This window comes from Streptococcus infantis (genome assembly GCF_047463175.1).
GTDB lineage: Bacteria > Bacillota > Bacilli > Lactobacillales > Streptococcaceae > Streptococcus > Streptococcus infantis_AC.
This window is the reverse complement of the sequence record NZ_JASHEJ010000003.1, coordinates 288,774-303,430: the sequence shown is the minus strand read 5'-3', so window position 1 is coordinate 303,430 and position 14,657 is coordinate 288,774. Positions and strand designations below refer to the sequence as shown.

Sequence of the window (14,657 nt, the reverse complement as noted above, 5' to 3'; positions counted from 1 at the left end):
GTAGGTAGAAAGTTTGAACATGAAAGGAAGAAAAATGACTAAACGCGCACTAATTAGTGTTTCAGATAAAGCGGGCATTGTTGAATTTGCCCAAGAACTTAAAAAACTTGGTTGGGATATCATCTCAACAGGTGGAACCAAAGTTGCCCTTGACAATGCTGGGGTAGATACCATTGCCATTGACGATGTGACTGGTTTCCCAGAAATGATGGATGGTCGCGTCAAGACTCTCCATCCAAATATCCACGGTGGACTCTTGGCTCGTCGTGACTTAGATAGCCACTTGGAAGCGGCTAAAGACAACAAGATTGAGCTCATTGACCTTGTGGTGGTCAACCTTTACCCATTTAAGGAAACTATCCTTAAACCAGATGTGACTTATGCTGATGCTGTTGAAAACATCGATATCGGTGGTCCATCAATGCTTCGTTCAGCAGCTAAAAACCACGCTAGCGTAACAGTTGTTGTAGACCCTGCTGACTATGCTGTTGTTCTTGACGAATTGGCAGCTAATGGCGAAACAAGCTACGAAACTCGTCAACGTTTGGCAGCCAAGGTTTTCCGTCACACAGCGGCTTATGATGCCTTGATTGCAGAATACTTCACAGCTCAAGTGGGTGAAAGCAAACCTGAAAAACTCACTCTGACTTATGACCTTAAACAATCCATGCGTTACGGTGAAAACCCTCAACAAGACGCAGACTTCTACCAAAAAGCCTTGCCAACGGATTACTCGATTGCTTCAGCGAAACAGCTTAACGGTAAGGAATTGTCCTTTAACAATATTCGCGATGCGGATGCTGCTATCCGTATTATTCGCGATTTCAAAGAACGCCCAACGGTTGTGGCTCTCAAACACATGAACCCGTGCGGTATCGGTCAAGCTGATGACATCGAAACTGCTTGGGATTACGCTTATGAGTCTGACCCAGTATCTATCTTTGGTGGTATTGTTGTTCTCAACCGTGAGGTGGATGCTGCGACAGCTGAGAAGATGCACGGCGTTTTCCTTGAAATCATCATTGCACCAAGCTATACGGATGAAGCGCTAGCTATTTTGACCAACAAAAAGAAAAACTTGCGCATTCTTGCCTTACCATTTGACGCACAAGATGCTAGTGAAGTGGAAGCAGAATACACAGGTGTTGTCGGTGGACTCCTCGTTCAAAACCAAGACGTGATCAAAGAACGCCCAGCTGACTGGCAAGTGGTAACCAAACGCCAGCCAACTGAGACAGAAGCGACTGCCCTTGAGTTTGCTTGGAAAGCTATCAAGTATGTCAAATCAAATGGTATCATCGTGACCAATGACCACATGACACTTGGTGTTGGCCCAGGTCAAACCAATCGTGTGGCTTCAGTTCGTATTGCTATTGACCAAGCTAAAGACCGCCTTGATGGTGCTGTACTTGCTTCGGATGCCTTCTTCCCATTTGCGGATAACGTGGAAGAGATCGCCAAAGCAGGTATCAAGGCCATCATTCAACCAGGTGGGTCAGTACGAGACCAAGAGTCTATCGAAGCTGCTGATAAATACGGCTTGACTATGATCTTCACAGGCGTGAGACATTTTAGACATTAAGAAAATAAAAGGGAAGAAAACAGTTTCTTTCCTTTTTTTGCTTTAAAAGCGAAACGAAACAAGATTAAAACGAACGTTTATGGTATAATATTAGTAAATAATTCGCAAAAGAGGTTGAAAGATGAAGCTGTTAGTTGTCGGCTCAGGTGGTCGTGAACATGCCATTGCTAAGAAGTTGCTTGAGTCAAAAGACGTTGAAAAAGTCTTTGTAGCTCCTGGAAATGACGGGATGACTCTGGATGGTCTGGAATTGGTAAATATCTCTATTTCCGAACATTCTAAATTGATTGAGTTTGCAAAAACCAACGATATTGCTTGGTCCTTCATTGGTCCAGATGATGCTCTTGCTGCTGGAATCGTGGATGATTTCAATGCAGCTGGTCTCAAAGCCTTTGGTCCGACAAGATTGGCAGCGGAGCTGGAGTGGTCCAAGGATTTTGCTAAGGAAATCATGGTCAAATATGATGTTCCGACAGCAGCCTATGGCACCTTCTCAGATTTCGAGGAGGCCAAGGCCTATATCGAAGAAAAAGGCGCTCCAATCGTAGTTAAGGCAGACGGTTTGGCCCTTGGGAAAGGTGTCGTCGTTGCGGAGACAGTCGAGCAAGCAGTCGAAGCCGCTCACGAGATGCTTTTGGACAATAAATTCGGCGACTCAGGTGCGCGTGTGGTTATCGAGGAGTTTCTTGCAGGAGAGGAATTTTCACTTTTTGCCTTTGTCAATGGTGACAAGTTCTACATCATGCCAACAGCTCAGGACCACAAACGTGCCTATGATGGCGACAAGGGGCCTAACACTGGTGGGATGGGTGCATATGCGCCAGTTCCTCACTTGCCACAGAGCGTGGTTGACACAGCAGTTGACACTATTGTCAAGCCAGTCCTTGAAGGCATGATTAAAGAAGGCCGTCCTTACACTGGTGTCCTTTACGCTGGACTTATCTTGACAGCTGACGGCCCTAAAGTCATTGAGTTCAACTCACGCTTTGGCGATCCTGAAACACAAATCATCTTGCCTCGCTTGACATCTGACTTTGCACAAAATATCACCGATATTTTGGAAGGCAAAGAGCCAGCCATCACTTGGACGGACAAGGGTGTGACACTAGGCGTGGTTGTAGCCTCAAACGGCTACCCACTCGCTTATGAGAAGGGTGTTAAACTTCCAGCCAAGACAGAGGGTGACATCATCACTTACTATGCTGGAGCTAAATTCGCTGAAAATGGCCAAGATCTCCTCTCAAACGGCGGACGTGTCTACATGCTCGTCACAACAGCAGACACCGTCAAAGACGGCCAAAACATTATCTACAACGAACTCAACAAACAAAACACAGAAGGCCTCTTCTATCGTACGGATATCGGTAGCAAGGCAATTAGATAAAGATATAAGAAAAGGCGACGCAGTCGCCAAACCCGACAATGGTCGCCGTGGTGAAAAGACCAGAACAGTATCTATTCTGGTCTAGGGAAAATTTGAGACCTTAGGTTCAAAGTTTAGGAATGAAACCGAAGGTTTGCTTCCGACCCCACCACCTAAGACCATTATCAAAAAAGGAAGAAAAAGGATTAAAAATGAAACCAGTAATTTCCATCATAATGGGCTCAAAATCCGACTGGGCAACCATGCAAAAAGCCGCTGAAGTCCTCGACAACTTCGGTGTCGCTTACGAAAAGAAAGTTGTTTCCGCCCATCGGACGCCTGACCTCATGTTCAAACATGCCGAAGAAGCACGTAGCCGTGGCATCAAGATCATCATTGCAGGTGCAGGTGGTGCAGCTCACTTGCCAGGGATGGTCGCTGCTAAGACTACACTTCCAGTCATTGGTGTGCCCGTCAAATCTCGTGCCCTTAGCGGTGTGGATTCACTCTATTCCATCGTTCAGATGCCAGGTGGAGTGCCTGTCGCAACCATGGCGATCGGTGAAGCTGGAGCGACTAACGCGGCCCTCTTTGCCCTCCGTCTTCTTTCAGTAGAGGACCAGGTTATTGCGACAGCTTTGGCGGATTTCGCTGAAGAACAAGGAAAAATCGTAGAGGAGTCTACAAATGAGCTCAACTAAAACCATTGGGATCATCGGTGGTGGCCAGCTTGGCCAGATGATGGCGATCTCAGCTATCTACATGGGGCACAAGGTTATCGCGTTGGACCCAGCAGCTGATTGCCCAGCCTCTCGCGTAGCGGAAATCATCGTGGCACCTTATAACGATGTGGATGCCCTCCGTCAATTGGCGGAGCGCTGTGATGTTCTTACCTATGAATTTGAAAATGTCGACGCTGACGGCCTTGACGCTGTTATTAAAGAAGGTCAGCTTCCTCAAGGGACAGACCTGCTCCGCATTTCTCAAAATCGCATTTTTGAAAAGGACTTTCTCTCAAACAAGGCACAAGTCACTGTGGCACCCTACAAGATTGTGACCTCAAGCCAAGACTTGGCAGATATTGACCTATCGAAAAACTATGTCCTCAAGACAGCGACAGGTGGCTATGATGGCCATGGCCAGAAGGTCATTCGCTCAGCAGAAGATTTGGAAGAAGCCTACGCTCTAGCTGACTCAGCAGACTGCGTCTTGGAAGAATTTGTCAACTTTGATCTTGAAATTTCTGTTATCGTTTCTGGAAATGGCAAGGATGTGACGGTTTTCCCAGTTCAGGAAAATATCCACCGTAACAACATTCTTTCGAAAACCATTGTCCCAGCTCGCATTTCAGAAAGTCTAGCTGAAAAAGCCAAAGCTATGGCAGTGCGAATCGCAGAACAACTCAACTTGTCTGGAACCCTTTGCGTGGAAATGTTTGCGACTGCTGATGACATTATTGTCAATGAAATTGCGCCACGTCCACACAATTCTGGCCACTACTCGATTGAAGCCTGCGACTTTTCTCAGTTTGACACCCATATTCTCGGCGTTCTCGGAGCGCCACTACCAGCTATCCAATTGCATGCCCCAGCAGTCATGCTCAACGTCCTCGGCCAGCATGTCGAGGACGCTGAAAAGTATGTCGCAGAAAATCCAAGCGCCCACCTACATATGTATGGTAAAATAGAAGCGAAGCACAACCGCAAGATGGGACATGTGACTTTGTTTAGTGATGTACCGGATGAGGTTGAGGAGTTTGAATAGACAATCTTCATACACTTGGATAGTCTAATATCAATAAGGATAAGAGGAAAGGAAAATAAAATTACATGATCGAACGTTACTCTCGCCCCGAAATGGCGAATATTTGGACTGAAGAAAATAAATACCGTGCTTGGCTTGAGGTGGAAATCTTGGCTGATGAGGCATGGGCTGAGTTGGGGGAAATCCCTAAGGAAGATGTGGCTTTGATTCGTGAGAAGGCGGACTTTGACATCGACCGTATTTTGGAGATTGAGCAGGAGACGCGTCACGATGTGGTGGCCTTCACACGTGCGGTTTCTGAGACTCTTGGTGAAGAGCGCAAGTGGGTCCACTACGGTTTAACTTCTACCGACGTGGTGGATACGGCCTACGGTTACCTCTACAAGCAGGCCAATGACATCATTCGTAAGGATCTTGAAAACTTCATCAACATTATCGCTGACAAGGCGAAAGAACACAAGTTCACTATCATGATGGGTCGTACCCACGGTGTGCACGCTGAGCCGACAACTTTTGGTCTTAAATTGGCAACTTGGTACAGCGAAATGAAACGGAACATCGAGCGTTTCGAGCATGCGGCTGCTGGTGTGGAAGCTGGTAAAATCTCTGGTGCGGTTGGGAACTTTGCAAACATTCCACCATTTGTTGAAAAATACGTCTGTGACAAATTGGGTATCCGTGCTCAAGAAATCTCTACACAGGTCCTTCCTCGTGACCTTCACGCTGAGTACTTTGCAGTTCTTGCGAGCATCGCAACTTCTATCGAGCGTATGGCAACGGAAATCCGTGGTCTTCAAAAATCTGAGCAACGTGAAGTGGAAGAGTTCTTTGCTAAAGGGCAAAAGGGTTCATCTGCTATGCCTCACAAACGCAATCCAATCGGTTCTGAAAACATGACAGGACTTGCGCGTGTTATCCGCGGTCACATGATTACAGCCTATGAGAACGTAGCCCTTTGGCACGAACGCGACATTTCCCACTCATCAGCTGAGCGCATCATCACACCAGATACAACCATTTTGATTGACTACATGCTTAACCGTTTCGGAAACATCGTTAAGAACTTGACAGTTTTCCCAGAAAACATGATCCGCAACATGAACTCAACCTTTGGTCTTATCTTTAGCCAACGTGCTATGTTGACCTTGATTGAGAAAGGTATGACCCGTGAGCAAGCTTACGACTTGGTACAACCTAAGACAGCTCAATCATGGGATAACCAAGTTGACTTCAAACCACTTCTCGAAGCAGATCCAGAAGTAACATCACGCCTCACTCAAGAAGAAATCGACGAAATCTTCAACCCAGCTTACTACACTAAACGTGTTGATGAAATCTTTGAACGCATCGGTTTGGGTGACTAATCATAAAATAAAAAAGCGAGATTGTATCTCGCTTTTTATTTGTGCTTATACTCAATGAAAATCAAAGAGCAAACTAGGAAGCTAGCCGCAGGCTGTACTTGAGTACGGCAAGGTGAAGCTGACGTGGTTTGAATTCGATTTTCGAAGAGTATTAATCCTTTTTCTTGCTAAGTCCATAAGCCGTAAGTGCAGTCATCAAACCTGTAGCAATCAACCATTCTGAATCTTGGCTTCCTGACTCAGGAAGTTTATTTTCTTTGGCTGAAGGAGCCTCAACTGTAGCAACTTTTTTATTTTCTACCTCTTCTGGTTCTGACTTCTTAGCTTCTTCAGTAATTTCTGCCTTAGATGGAGTGACTTCTCCAGTGGTTTGGACAGCAGGTTAATTCTCTGTTGTAGCAGGCACAACTCCGTCAGCATCAACAGCTTGAGCCTGAAAGGCAAAGCCGATCAATACAGAAGCGGCCCCGATTGCATATTTACGAATAGAGAAGCGCTGTTTATTTTCTGGTTTCATTAAAAAACCTCCCTTTTATATTTTTGATAGCGTTTTCACATACTGACTCTATTGTATGTTCTAACTAAAATAAAGTCAAGTTTTTGAGGAAATTACTATAAAAAATAGAATAATTTATAAATTAAGATATATTTTTCTAATTTTGACTATTTTTTAGTAAAAAGGTTACTAATTATAGAATTGCTTGAAATGCTATTTTCAGGGAAGGGAGCTGATGCTATAATGGGTATATAAAAACCCTGAGACAGTTGCCTCAGGATTTTTAAAATTAGTGATCACGGTCACAAGAGATGAATTTAATTTTGTAGAAATCAGAACGTTTATAAGTTTCGATGTATTCCAAAACTTGACCAGTTGCTTCAAGCTGAGTTGTCTTAGTTTGGAAAACAGTTGGGAATTTAGTGTCGATTCCTAGGATAGAAGCGGCATGTTCTGGCGTCGGAAATACAATTTCGTTAATTTCTTCAAAATGCTCGTCATTCATGTGAATGTGGTAGTCCAATTTGAAACGAGTATAGATAGAACTATAGTATTCAAGATTTGGATAGTTGGCATTGATGTATTGTTCAGGAATATATGAACTGTGATAGATATAGGTAACACCATTTGTTTCACGAACACGTTCAATCTTATAATAGAATTGATCGCCGCGTAGGCCGAGTTTTTCTAAGTATTTAAGATCGTTCCCGCGTTCGATAGAAAGAACAGTTACCTTATCGTCTTTGGTCTCGAAGATTTCTACATCAGAAAATTCAACGAGTTTATGCTTGCGAGCACGAGCCACGAAAGTTCCCTTCCCTTGTTGGCGGACAATATATCCGTCTTTGGCAAGGTCGTTCAAGGCACGAACTACTGTGATTGAACTAACATCATACATGGAAATCAATTCTGCTTCAGTGTAGAACTTATCTCCACTAGCGAATTGACCAGAAATGATCTTATTTTTCAATTCATCTTTAATGTATTGATACTTTGGAATTGCCATATTTTCACCTCATTTTTTTCCTTCTCCACTTATCATTTTAACATAAATTCTTAAAAATAGCTGAAAAGCACATAAAAAAATTAAAATATCAGAATAAGAAATTAGAATAGATATAAATAATTTGTGTTTTGCCATGTATTTTTGCTCTTAAGTCAGAATGTTGATTTTATAGGATTTGAGATGATTTTTAGAAAAGATTCAGTAAAAAAATAGAAAAATTTTAAAGAAAATTTCAAAAAGTATTGACATTAATCCCCGATTAGTTTATAGTTGATATAACAATACATGAAAGCGCAAACTTTTCGTTTTTAGGGGAGGAAGAATGGCAAGATTTGAAATTAAAGATGATTTCTATCTGGATGGGAAACCATTCAAGATTTTGTCTGGGGCCATTCACTATTTTAGAGTTCCTGCGGAAGATTGGCATCATTCATTGTATAACCTCAAGGCACTAGGTTTCAATACGGTTGAGACTTATGTTGCTTGGAACATGCATGAACCTGCTGAAGGTCACTTTAACTTTGAAGGCAATCTTGATTTAGAGAGATTTCTTCAAACTGCACAAGATTTGGGCTTATATGCAATTGTACGTCCTTCTCCATTTATCTGTGCAGAGTGGGAATTCGGTGGTTTACCAGCATGGCTCTTGACCAAGGATATGAGAATTCGGTCATCTGACCCGGCTTTCATTGACATGGTTGGTCGCTACTATGATCAGTTGCTTCCACGTCTAGTTCCGAGATTATTGGAAAACGGTGGGAACATTCTCATGATGCAAGTCGAAAATGAGTACGGATCCTATGGCGAGGACAAGACCTATTTGAGGGAAATTCGACGTTTGATGGAAGAACGAGCAGTTACTTGTCCGCTTTTCACATCAGATGGACCATGGCGAGCAACTCTTAAGGCTGGAACCTTAATTGAGGATGATCTTTTTGTGACAGGGAACTTTGGTTCCAAGGCTGCTTATAATTTCTCACAAATGCAAGAATTCTTTGATGAGCACGGCAAGAAATGGCCACTCATGTGTATGGAATTCTGGGATGGCTGGTTCAATCGATGGAAAGAACCAATCATCAAGCGTGAACCTGAGGAATTAGCAGAAGCTGTCCACGAGGTTTTAGAGCAAGGCTCTATCAACCTTTACATGTTCCACGGTGGAACAAACTTTGGTTTTATGAATGGTTGTTCAGCTCGAGGAACCATTGATTTACCACAAGTAACATCTTATGATTATGACGCTCTTCTTGATGAAGCTGGAAACCCAACTGCTAAATATTACGCAGTGAAAGAAATGATGGCGACTTACTATCCTGAGTATCCACAATCTGATCCACTTCACAAGGAAAGTATGGAAGTTAAAGCGATTCCGCTAGTTGAGAAAGTTTCCTTGTTTGAAACCTTAGATTCCTTAACGAGTCCGATTGAAAGTCTCTATCCTAAGAAAATGGAAGAGCTGGGGCAAGGATACGGATATCTACTCTATCGTACGGAAGTTAGTTGGGATGCAGATGAAGAACGCATTCGAATTATTGACGGGCGAGATAGAGCTCAACTCTTTATCGATGGTAAACGAGTGGCAACACAGTACCAAACAGAAATCGGTGAAGATATTTTTTGTCAAGGGGAAAAGAAAGCGCTCTCCAACATTGATATACTCATTGAAAATATGGGACGTGTCAACTATGGACACAAATTCTTAGCAGATACCCAGCGAAAAGGAATTCGCACAGGTGTTTGTAAAGATTTGCATTTCTTACTCAACTGGAAACAATATCCGCTTCCGCTTGATAATCCTGAGAAGATTGATTTCTCTAAAGAATGGACAGACGGGCAACCTGCCTTTTACGCTTATGACTTTGCAGTTGAGGCGCCAAAGGATACCTACTTAGACTTATCTGAGTTTGGTAAAGGGATTGCTTATATCAACGGACACAATCTAGGTCGTTTCTGGAATGTCGGTCCAACCTTATCTCTATATATTCCACACAGCTATCTCAAGGAAGGTGCCAACCGCATCATTATCTTTGAAACTGAAGGGGAATATAAAGAACACATACATTTAACTCGTAAACCTACACTAAAACATATAAAGGGGGAAAACTTATGACAATTGTAGGATGCCGTATCGATGGGCGCTTAATTCACGGACAAGTCGCAAACCTTTGGTCTGCTAAACTGAATGTTTCACGTATCATGGTCGTTGACAATGAGGTTGTGAACAACGATGTTGAAAAAAGCGGCTTGAAACTTGCAACACCACCAGGTGTAAAACTTAGTATTTTGCCAGTTGATAAAGCAGCAGCAAATATCCTTGCTGGTAAATACGATAGCCAACGTCTTTTGATTGTAGCACGCAAACCTGACCGTTTCCTCGGTTTGGTAGAAGCAGGTGTGCCACTTGAAACTGTCAATGTCGGCAACATGTCTCAAACACCAGAAACTCGTGCGATCACACGTTCTATTAACGTTGTTGATAAAGACGTAGAAGATTTCCACAAATTGGCGGAAAAAGGTGTAAAACTTACTGCTCAAATGGTTCCAAATGATCCAGTTTCAGACTTTTTGAGCTTATTAAAATAGGAAAAAATTTTTAGGAGGTCATTGTTATGATACAATGGTGGCAAATTTTACTTCTCACTTTGTACTCAGCTTATCAAATCTGTGATGAGTTGACGATCGTTTCTTCTGCAGGTTCGCCTGTATTCGCTGGTTTCATTACTGGTTTAGTCATGGGAGATTTGACAACTGGTTTGTTTATCGGTGGTAGCTTGCAGTTATTCGTACTTGGGGTAGGTACCTTCGGTGGTGCTTCTCGTATCGACGCAACTTCTGGTGCGGTTCTTGCGACAGCTTTCTCAGTTTCACAAGGAATCGAAACAGACCTTGCAATCACTACAATCGCTGTACCAGTAGCGGCACTTTTGACTTACTTCGACGTACTTGGTCGTATGACTACAACATTCTTCGCTCACCGTATTGATGCTGCGATCGAACGCTTTGACTACAAAGGAATCGAACGTAACTATCTTCTTGGTGCAGTTCCTTGGGCTCTTTCTCGTGCCCTTCCAGTATTCTTCGCCCTTGCTTTCGGTGGAGAATTCGTACAAGGTGTTGTAAACCTTGTTAAAGAATACCAATGGGTTGCAGACGGTTTGACTCTTGCAGGTCGTATGCTTCCAGGTCTTGGATTCGCTATCTTGCTTCGTTACCTTCCAGTTAAACGTAACCTTCACTACCTTGCTATGGGATTCGGTTTGACAGCTATGTTGACTGTACTTTACTCAAACGTAACAAGTCTTGGTGGAGCAGTTGCTGGAATCATTGGCACTCTTCCTGCTGAAGTTGCTGAAAAAATTGGCTTTGTTAACAACTTCAAAGGATTGTCTATGATCGGTATCTCTATCGTGGGTATCTTCCTTGCAGTTGTTCACTTCAAGAACAGCCAAAAAGTTGCTGTAGCAGCACCTTCTACACCATCAGAAAGTGGGGAAATTGAAGATGACGAATTCTAATTACAAATTAACAAAAGAAGATTTTAATCAAATTAACAAACGTAGCTTGTTCACTTTCCAATTGGGATGGAACTACGAACGTATGCAAGCATCAGGTTACCTATACATGATCTTGCCACAATTGCGTAAAATGTATGGAGATGGAACTCCTGAGTTGAAAGAAATGATGAAAGTTCATACTCAATTCTTCAACACTTCACCATTCTTCCACACAATCATCGTTGGTTTTGACCTTGCCATGGAAGAAAAAGATGGCGTTGTCTCTAAAGATGCGGTTAACGGTATCAAGACAGGTTTGATGGGACCATTCGCTCCTCTTGGAGATACTATCTTTGGTTCACTTGTACCTGCTATCATGGGATCTATCGCTGCAACAATGGCTATCGCTGGTCAACCTTGGGGTATCTTCCTTTGGATTGCAGTTGCAGTAGCGTATGACATCTTCCGTTGGAAACAGTTGGAATTTGCCTACAAAGAAGGGGTTAACCTTATCAACAACATGCAAAGTACTTTGACAGCTTTGATTGAAGCTGCATCTGTACTTGGTGTGTTCATGATGGGTGCTCTTGTAGCAACAATGATCAACTTTGAAATTTCATACAAATTGCCAATCGGTGAAAAGATGATTGACTTCCAAGATATCTTGAACTCAATCTTCCCACGTTTGCTTCCAGCAATCTTCACTGCCTTCATCTTCTGGTTGCTTGGTAAGAAGGGTATGAACTCTACAAAAGCTATCGGTATCATTATCGTGCTTGCCTTGGCTCTTTCTGCCTTTGGTAAATTTGCACTTGGAATGGGCGCATAATTTATGACTAAATCATTAATTTTAGTGAGCCACGGTCGTTTCTGTGAAGAACTTAAAGGTAGCACAGAGATGATTATGGGACCACAAGACAACATTCATGCGGTTGCTCTTCTTCCAGAAGATGGACCAGAAGAATTTACTGCTAAGTTTGAAGCTGCTGTTGAAGGATTGGATGATTTCCTAGTCTTTGCGGATCTTCTTGGCGGAACTCCATGTAACGTGGTGAGCCGTTTGATTATGGAAGGTCGTGACATTGAACTTTATGCAGGAATGAACCTTCCGATGGTCATTGAATTTATCAATGCAAGCCTAACAGGTATCGATGCGGACTATAAGAGTCGTGCTTCAGAAAGTATTGTGAAAGTTAATGATTTATTGGCTAGCTTCGACGACGATGAAGATGAATAAGATGTAACAAACTATCTTATAGAAAATATACATGGGAATGGGAGCGACTCCCATTCCCATGTTTTCAATCATGAAACAATATTAGATTAGAGGTTTTCAATGCTAGATTATACAAAAGAAGATTTGCTTGAATTGGGAGCAGAGATCACCACACGCGAAATTTACCAACAACCGGATGTTTGGAAGGAAGCTTTTGAAGCTTATCAAGCACGCCGTGATGAAATTGCAGCCTTTTTGCAAGGAATTGCAGATAAACATGACTACATTAAGGTTATCCTGACTGGTGCTGGGACTTCAGCTTATGTAGGCGACACCTTAGTTCCATACTTCAAGGAAGTCTATGACGAACGTAAATGGAATTTCAATGCTATTGCTACAACAGATATCGTTGCAACCCCACAAACCTATTTGAAAAAAGACGTGGCAACTGTTTTGGTATCATTCGCACGTAGTGGAAACTCACCTGAGAGTGTAGCAACCGTTGACTTAGCAAAAGCCTTAGTTGACGAGCTTTATCAAGTAACGATCACTTGTGCAGCTGAAGGGAAATTAGCACTTCAAGCCCACGGTGACGATCGCAACCTCTTGCTTTTGCAGCCGGCAGCTTCTAACGATGCTGGATTTGCTATGACATCAAGCTTTACTTCAATGATGTTGACAGCACTTTTGGTCTTCGATCCAACTGAATTTGCTCTTAAAGCTGAACGTTTTGAAGTGCTTTCTAGTCTTGCTCGTAAAGTTCTTGACAATGTGGCAGATGTGAAAGAGTTGGTTGACCTAGACTTTAACCGAGTGATTTACTTAGGTGCAGGTCCATTCTTCGGACTTGCTCATGAGGCACAACTGAAAATTTTGGAATTGACTGCTGGTCAGGTTGCGACAATGTATGAAAGTCCAGTCGGCTTCCGTCACGGTCCAAAATCTCTTATCAATGAAGATACTGTAGTTTTAGTTTTTGGTACTACAACGGACTATACTCGTAAGTATGACTTAGACTTGGTTCGTGAAGTTGCAGGGGACCAAATCGCTCGTCGCGTTGTTCTCTTGAGTGATCAAGCTTTTGGTCTTGAAAACGTTAAGGAAGTAGCACTTGGCTGTGGCGGTGTCTTGAATGACGTTTACCGTGTATTCCCTTATATTGTTTATGGTCAATTATTTGCTCTTTTGACTTCGCTTAAGGTTGGAAACAGACCTGATACACCATCACCTACAGGTACAGTAAACCGCGTCGTTCAAGGTGTTATTATTCACGAATTCAAATAATAAGGAGAAAAGGATGAAAACATACACAGAACGTGTATTTGGGAAAGTTGATGGCAAGGATGTTGTCGCTTATCGCTTTGAAACAGAAGCAGGCTACCAACTAGAAATCATGACCTATGGTGCAACGATTCTACGCTATGTAACTCCTGATAAGGCTGGTAATTTTGCCAATGTTATCCTAGGCTTTGATGATTTTGACAGCTATGTAGGTAACAGTCCTAAACATGGAGCGAGTGTAGGTCCAGTTGCAGGTCGTATCGCAGGTGCGACATTCGAATTGAATGGGAAAACCTATGAACTCGAAGTCAATAACGCAAGCAACTGTAACCACAGTGGCTCAACAGGTTGGGATTCTAGTTTGTTTGAGCTAGTCGAGGTGAGCGACCATGGTTTGACTCTTTACACAGAAAGAACAGACGGTACAGGAGGCTTCCCAGGTAATCTTAAGATTTGGATTAGCTACAAATTAGAAGAAAATGGGGCCTACGAAGTTAGCTACAAGGTGACGACGGACCAGGATACCTTGGTCAATCCGACCAACCATAGCTACTTTAACTTGTCTGGCGATTTCACTCAAACTGTTGATCGCCATGTCTTCCAATTGAACACTGAGGGTATCTATCCAATTGCTCCTGATGGAGTACCAGCTAAAACTCCAGATGCTAATCGTGATGTGGTCAAACATATCTACAATGGTGCCTTGTTGAAGGATATCTTTGCAGACAAAGATGAGCAAATTCAACTCGTATCTGGTTTGGACCACCCATTTTCTCTGCCTGCAGGACATGATAATGCTGGTTTCCTCTATGACCAAAACTCAGGTCGTTTCTTGCTCTTTAAGACAGAAGCTCCTTGCTTTGTAGTTTATACAGCAAATTTTGTGGATGAGAGTGTCATCATCGCTGGTCAACCAATGATGCAGCACAATGGGATTGCTCTTGAAGCACAGGCTTTACCAGATGCTATTCATAGTGACCTGAAAGATCAAGTCATTCTAAAAGCAGGTGAAACATTCACTAGCAAAACTCGTTACGAAATTGTCGTTAAATAATAAAAAATTCTCTGAAGTCATAGGATTTCAGAGAATT

At 42.8% G+C, this 14,657-nt stretch carries 13 protein-coding genes and 2 pseudogenes; 12 read left to right on the top strand and 3 right to left on the bottom strand.

Features of this window, described 5'->3' with window-relative positions:
• The first annotated feature begins 34 nt into the window (after positions 1-34).
• From purH to purB, 5 genes are all read left to right on the top strand, one after another.
• Complete coding sequence (gene purH / locus QM859_RS07725) at positions 35-1,582, top strand: bifunctional phosphoribosylaminoimidazolecarboxamide formyltransferase/IMP cyclohydrolase (protein ID WP_414262687.1); 1,548 nt, start codon at positions 35-37, stop codon at positions 1,580-1,582.
• Between the two features lie 121 nt (positions 1,583-1,703).
• Entirely contained in the window at positions 1,704-2,966 is a 1,263-nt protein-coding gene (gene purD, locus QM859_RS07720) for a phosphoribosylamine--glycine ligase (protein WP_414262685.1), read from the top strand.
• 191 nt (positions 2,967-3,157) lie between these two features.
• Positions 3,158-3,646, top strand: coding sequence for a 5-(carboxyamino)imidazole ribonucleotide mutase (gene purE / locus QM859_RS07715; protein ID WP_414262684.1), 489 nt, complete (start codon positions 3,158-3,160; stop codon positions 3,644-3,646).
• Positions 3,633-4,709: a 5-(carboxyamino)imidazole ribonucleotide synthase gene (gene purK, locus QM859_RS07710; RefSeq protein WP_414262683.1), complete on the top strand. Its 1,077-nt coding sequence runs from the start codon at positions 3,633-3,635 to the stop codon at positions 4,707-4,709. The genes purE and purK overlap by 14 nt, the downstream gene beginning before the upstream one ends.
• 65 nt (positions 4,710-4,774) lie before the next feature.
• Positions 4,775-6,073, top strand: coding sequence for an adenylosuccinate lyase (gene purB, locus QM859_RS07705; RefSeq protein ID WP_414262682.1), 1,299 nt, complete (start codon positions 4,775-4,777; stop codon positions 6,071-6,073).
• 151 nt (positions 6,074-6,224) lie between these two features.
• Here the strand turns inward: purB and QM859_RS07700 are convergent.
• The 3 genes and pseudogenes from QM859_RS07700 to QM859_RS07685 all read right to left on the bottom strand — a co-directional run.
• Positions 6,225-6,290, bottom strand: a pseudogene (locus QM859_RS07700) (YSIRK signal domain/LPXTG anchor domain surface protein); the annotation flags it as partial.
• A 45-nt stretch (positions 6,291-6,335) separates the two neighbouring features.
• Positions 6,336-6,590, bottom strand: a pseudogene (locus QM859_RS09045) (YSIRK-type signal peptide-containing protein); the annotation flags it as partial.
• Between the two features lie 268 nt (positions 6,591-6,858).
• On the bottom strand, positions 6,859-7,575 hold the full coding sequence (locus QM859_RS07685) for a GntR family transcriptional regulator (RefSeq protein WP_414262679.1): 717 nt from the start codon (positions 7,573-7,575) through the stop codon (positions 6,859-6,861).
• A gap of 322 nt (positions 7,576-7,897) precedes the next feature.
• On the opposite strand from QM859_RS07685, the gene QM859_RS07680 reads away from it, so the two are divergent.
• The 7 genes from QM859_RS07680 (at position 7,898) to QM859_RS07650 (ending at position 14,620) form a co-directional block, all read left to right on the top strand.
• A complete protein-coding gene (locus QM859_RS07680; protein ID WP_414262678.1) occupies positions 7,898-9,685 on the top strand; it encodes a glycoside hydrolase family 35 protein in 1,788 nt (595 codons plus the stop codon).
• Positions 9,682-10,158, top strand: a complete 477-nt coding sequence (locus tag QM859_RS07675) for a PTS system mannose/fructose/N-acetylgalactosamine-transporter subunit IIB (protein WP_006149635.1) — start codon at positions 9,682-9,684, stop codon at positions 10,156-10,158. Before QM859_RS07680 ends, QM859_RS07675 begins: the two co-directional genes overlap by 4 nt.
• 26 nt (positions 10,159-10,184) lie before the next feature.
• Complete coding sequence (locus QM859_RS07670) at positions 10,185-11,090, top strand: PTS mannose/fructose/sorbose/N-acetylgalactosamine transporter subunit IIC (protein ID WP_016466413.1); 906 nt, start codon at positions 10,185-10,187, stop codon at positions 11,088-11,090.
• Positions 11,077-11,898, top strand: coding sequence for a PTS system mannose/fructose/sorbose family transporter subunit IID (locus tag QM859_RS07665; RefSeq protein WP_006152801.1), 822 nt, complete (start codon positions 11,077-11,079; stop codon positions 11,896-11,898). Before QM859_RS07670 ends, QM859_RS07665 begins: the two co-directional genes overlap by 14 nt.
• 3 nt (positions 11,899-11,901) lie before the next feature.
• Positions 11,902-12,306: a PTS sugar transporter subunit IIA gene (locus tag QM859_RS07660; protein WP_004250403.1), complete on the top strand. Its 405-nt coding sequence runs from the start codon at positions 11,902-11,904 to the stop codon at positions 12,304-12,306.
• Between the two features lie 99 nt (positions 12,307-12,405).
• A complete protein-coding gene (locus tag QM859_RS07655; RefSeq protein ID WP_414262677.1) occupies positions 12,406-13,569 on the top strand; it encodes an SIS domain-containing protein in 1,164 nt (387 codons plus the stop codon).
• Positions 13,570-13,582: 13 nt separating this feature from the next.
• The gene (locus QM859_RS07650) at positions 13,583-14,620 is read left to right on the top strand and encodes an aldose epimerase family protein (RefSeq protein ID WP_414262675.1); all 1,038 of its coding nucleotides are present in this window, start codon (positions 13,583-13,585) and stop codon (positions 14,618-14,620) included.
• Positions 14,621-14,657 lie beyond the last annotated feature (37 nt).

Coding starts and splice junctions, on each gene's coding strand:
- QM859_RS07650 (WP_414262675.1), top strand. CDS start 13,583: ATGAAAACATACACAGAACGTGTATTTGGGAAAGTTGATGGCAAGGAT.
- QM859_RS07685 (WP_414262679.1), bottom strand. CDS start 7,575: ATGGCAATTCCAAAGTATCAATACATTAAAGATGAATTGAAAAATAAG.
- purE (WP_414262684.1), top strand. CDS start 3,158: ATGAAACCAGTAATTTCCATCATAATGGGCTCAAAATCCGACTGGGCA.
- QM859_RS07670 (WP_016466413.1), top strand. CDS start 10,185: ATGATACAATGGTGGCAAATTTTACTTCTCACTTTGTACTCAGCTTAT.
- purB (WP_414262682.1), top strand. CDS start 4,775: ATGATCGAACGTTACTCTCGCCCCGAAATGGCGAATATTTGGACTGAA.
- QM859_RS07660 (WP_004250403.1), top strand. CDS start 11,902: ATGACTAAATCATTAATTTTAGTGAGCCACGGTCGTTTCTGTGAAGAA.
- QM859_RS07655 (WP_414262677.1), top strand. CDS start 12,406: ATGCTAGATTATACAAAAGAAGATTTGCTTGAATTGGGAGCAGAGATC.
- QM859_RS07665 (WP_006152801.1), top strand. CDS start 11,077: ATGACGAATTCTAATTACAAATTAACAAAAGAAGATTTTAATCAAATT.
- purD (WP_414262685.1), top strand. CDS start 1,704: ATGAAGCTGTTAGTTGTCGGCTCAGGTGGTCGTGAACATGCCATTGCT.
- QM859_RS07675 (WP_006149635.1), top strand. CDS start 9,682: ATGACAATTGTAGGATGCCGTATCGATGGGCGCTTAATTCACGGACAA.
- QM859_RS07680 (WP_414262678.1), top strand. CDS start 7,898: ATGGCAAGATTTGAAATTAAAGATGATTTCTATCTGGATGGGAAACCA.
- purH (WP_414262687.1), top strand. CDS start 35: ATGACTAAACGCGCACTAATTAGTGTTTCAGATAAAGCGGGCATTGTT.
- purK (WP_414262683.1), top strand. CDS start 3,633: ATGAGCTCAACTAAAACCATTGGGATCATCGGTGGTGGCCAGCTTGGC.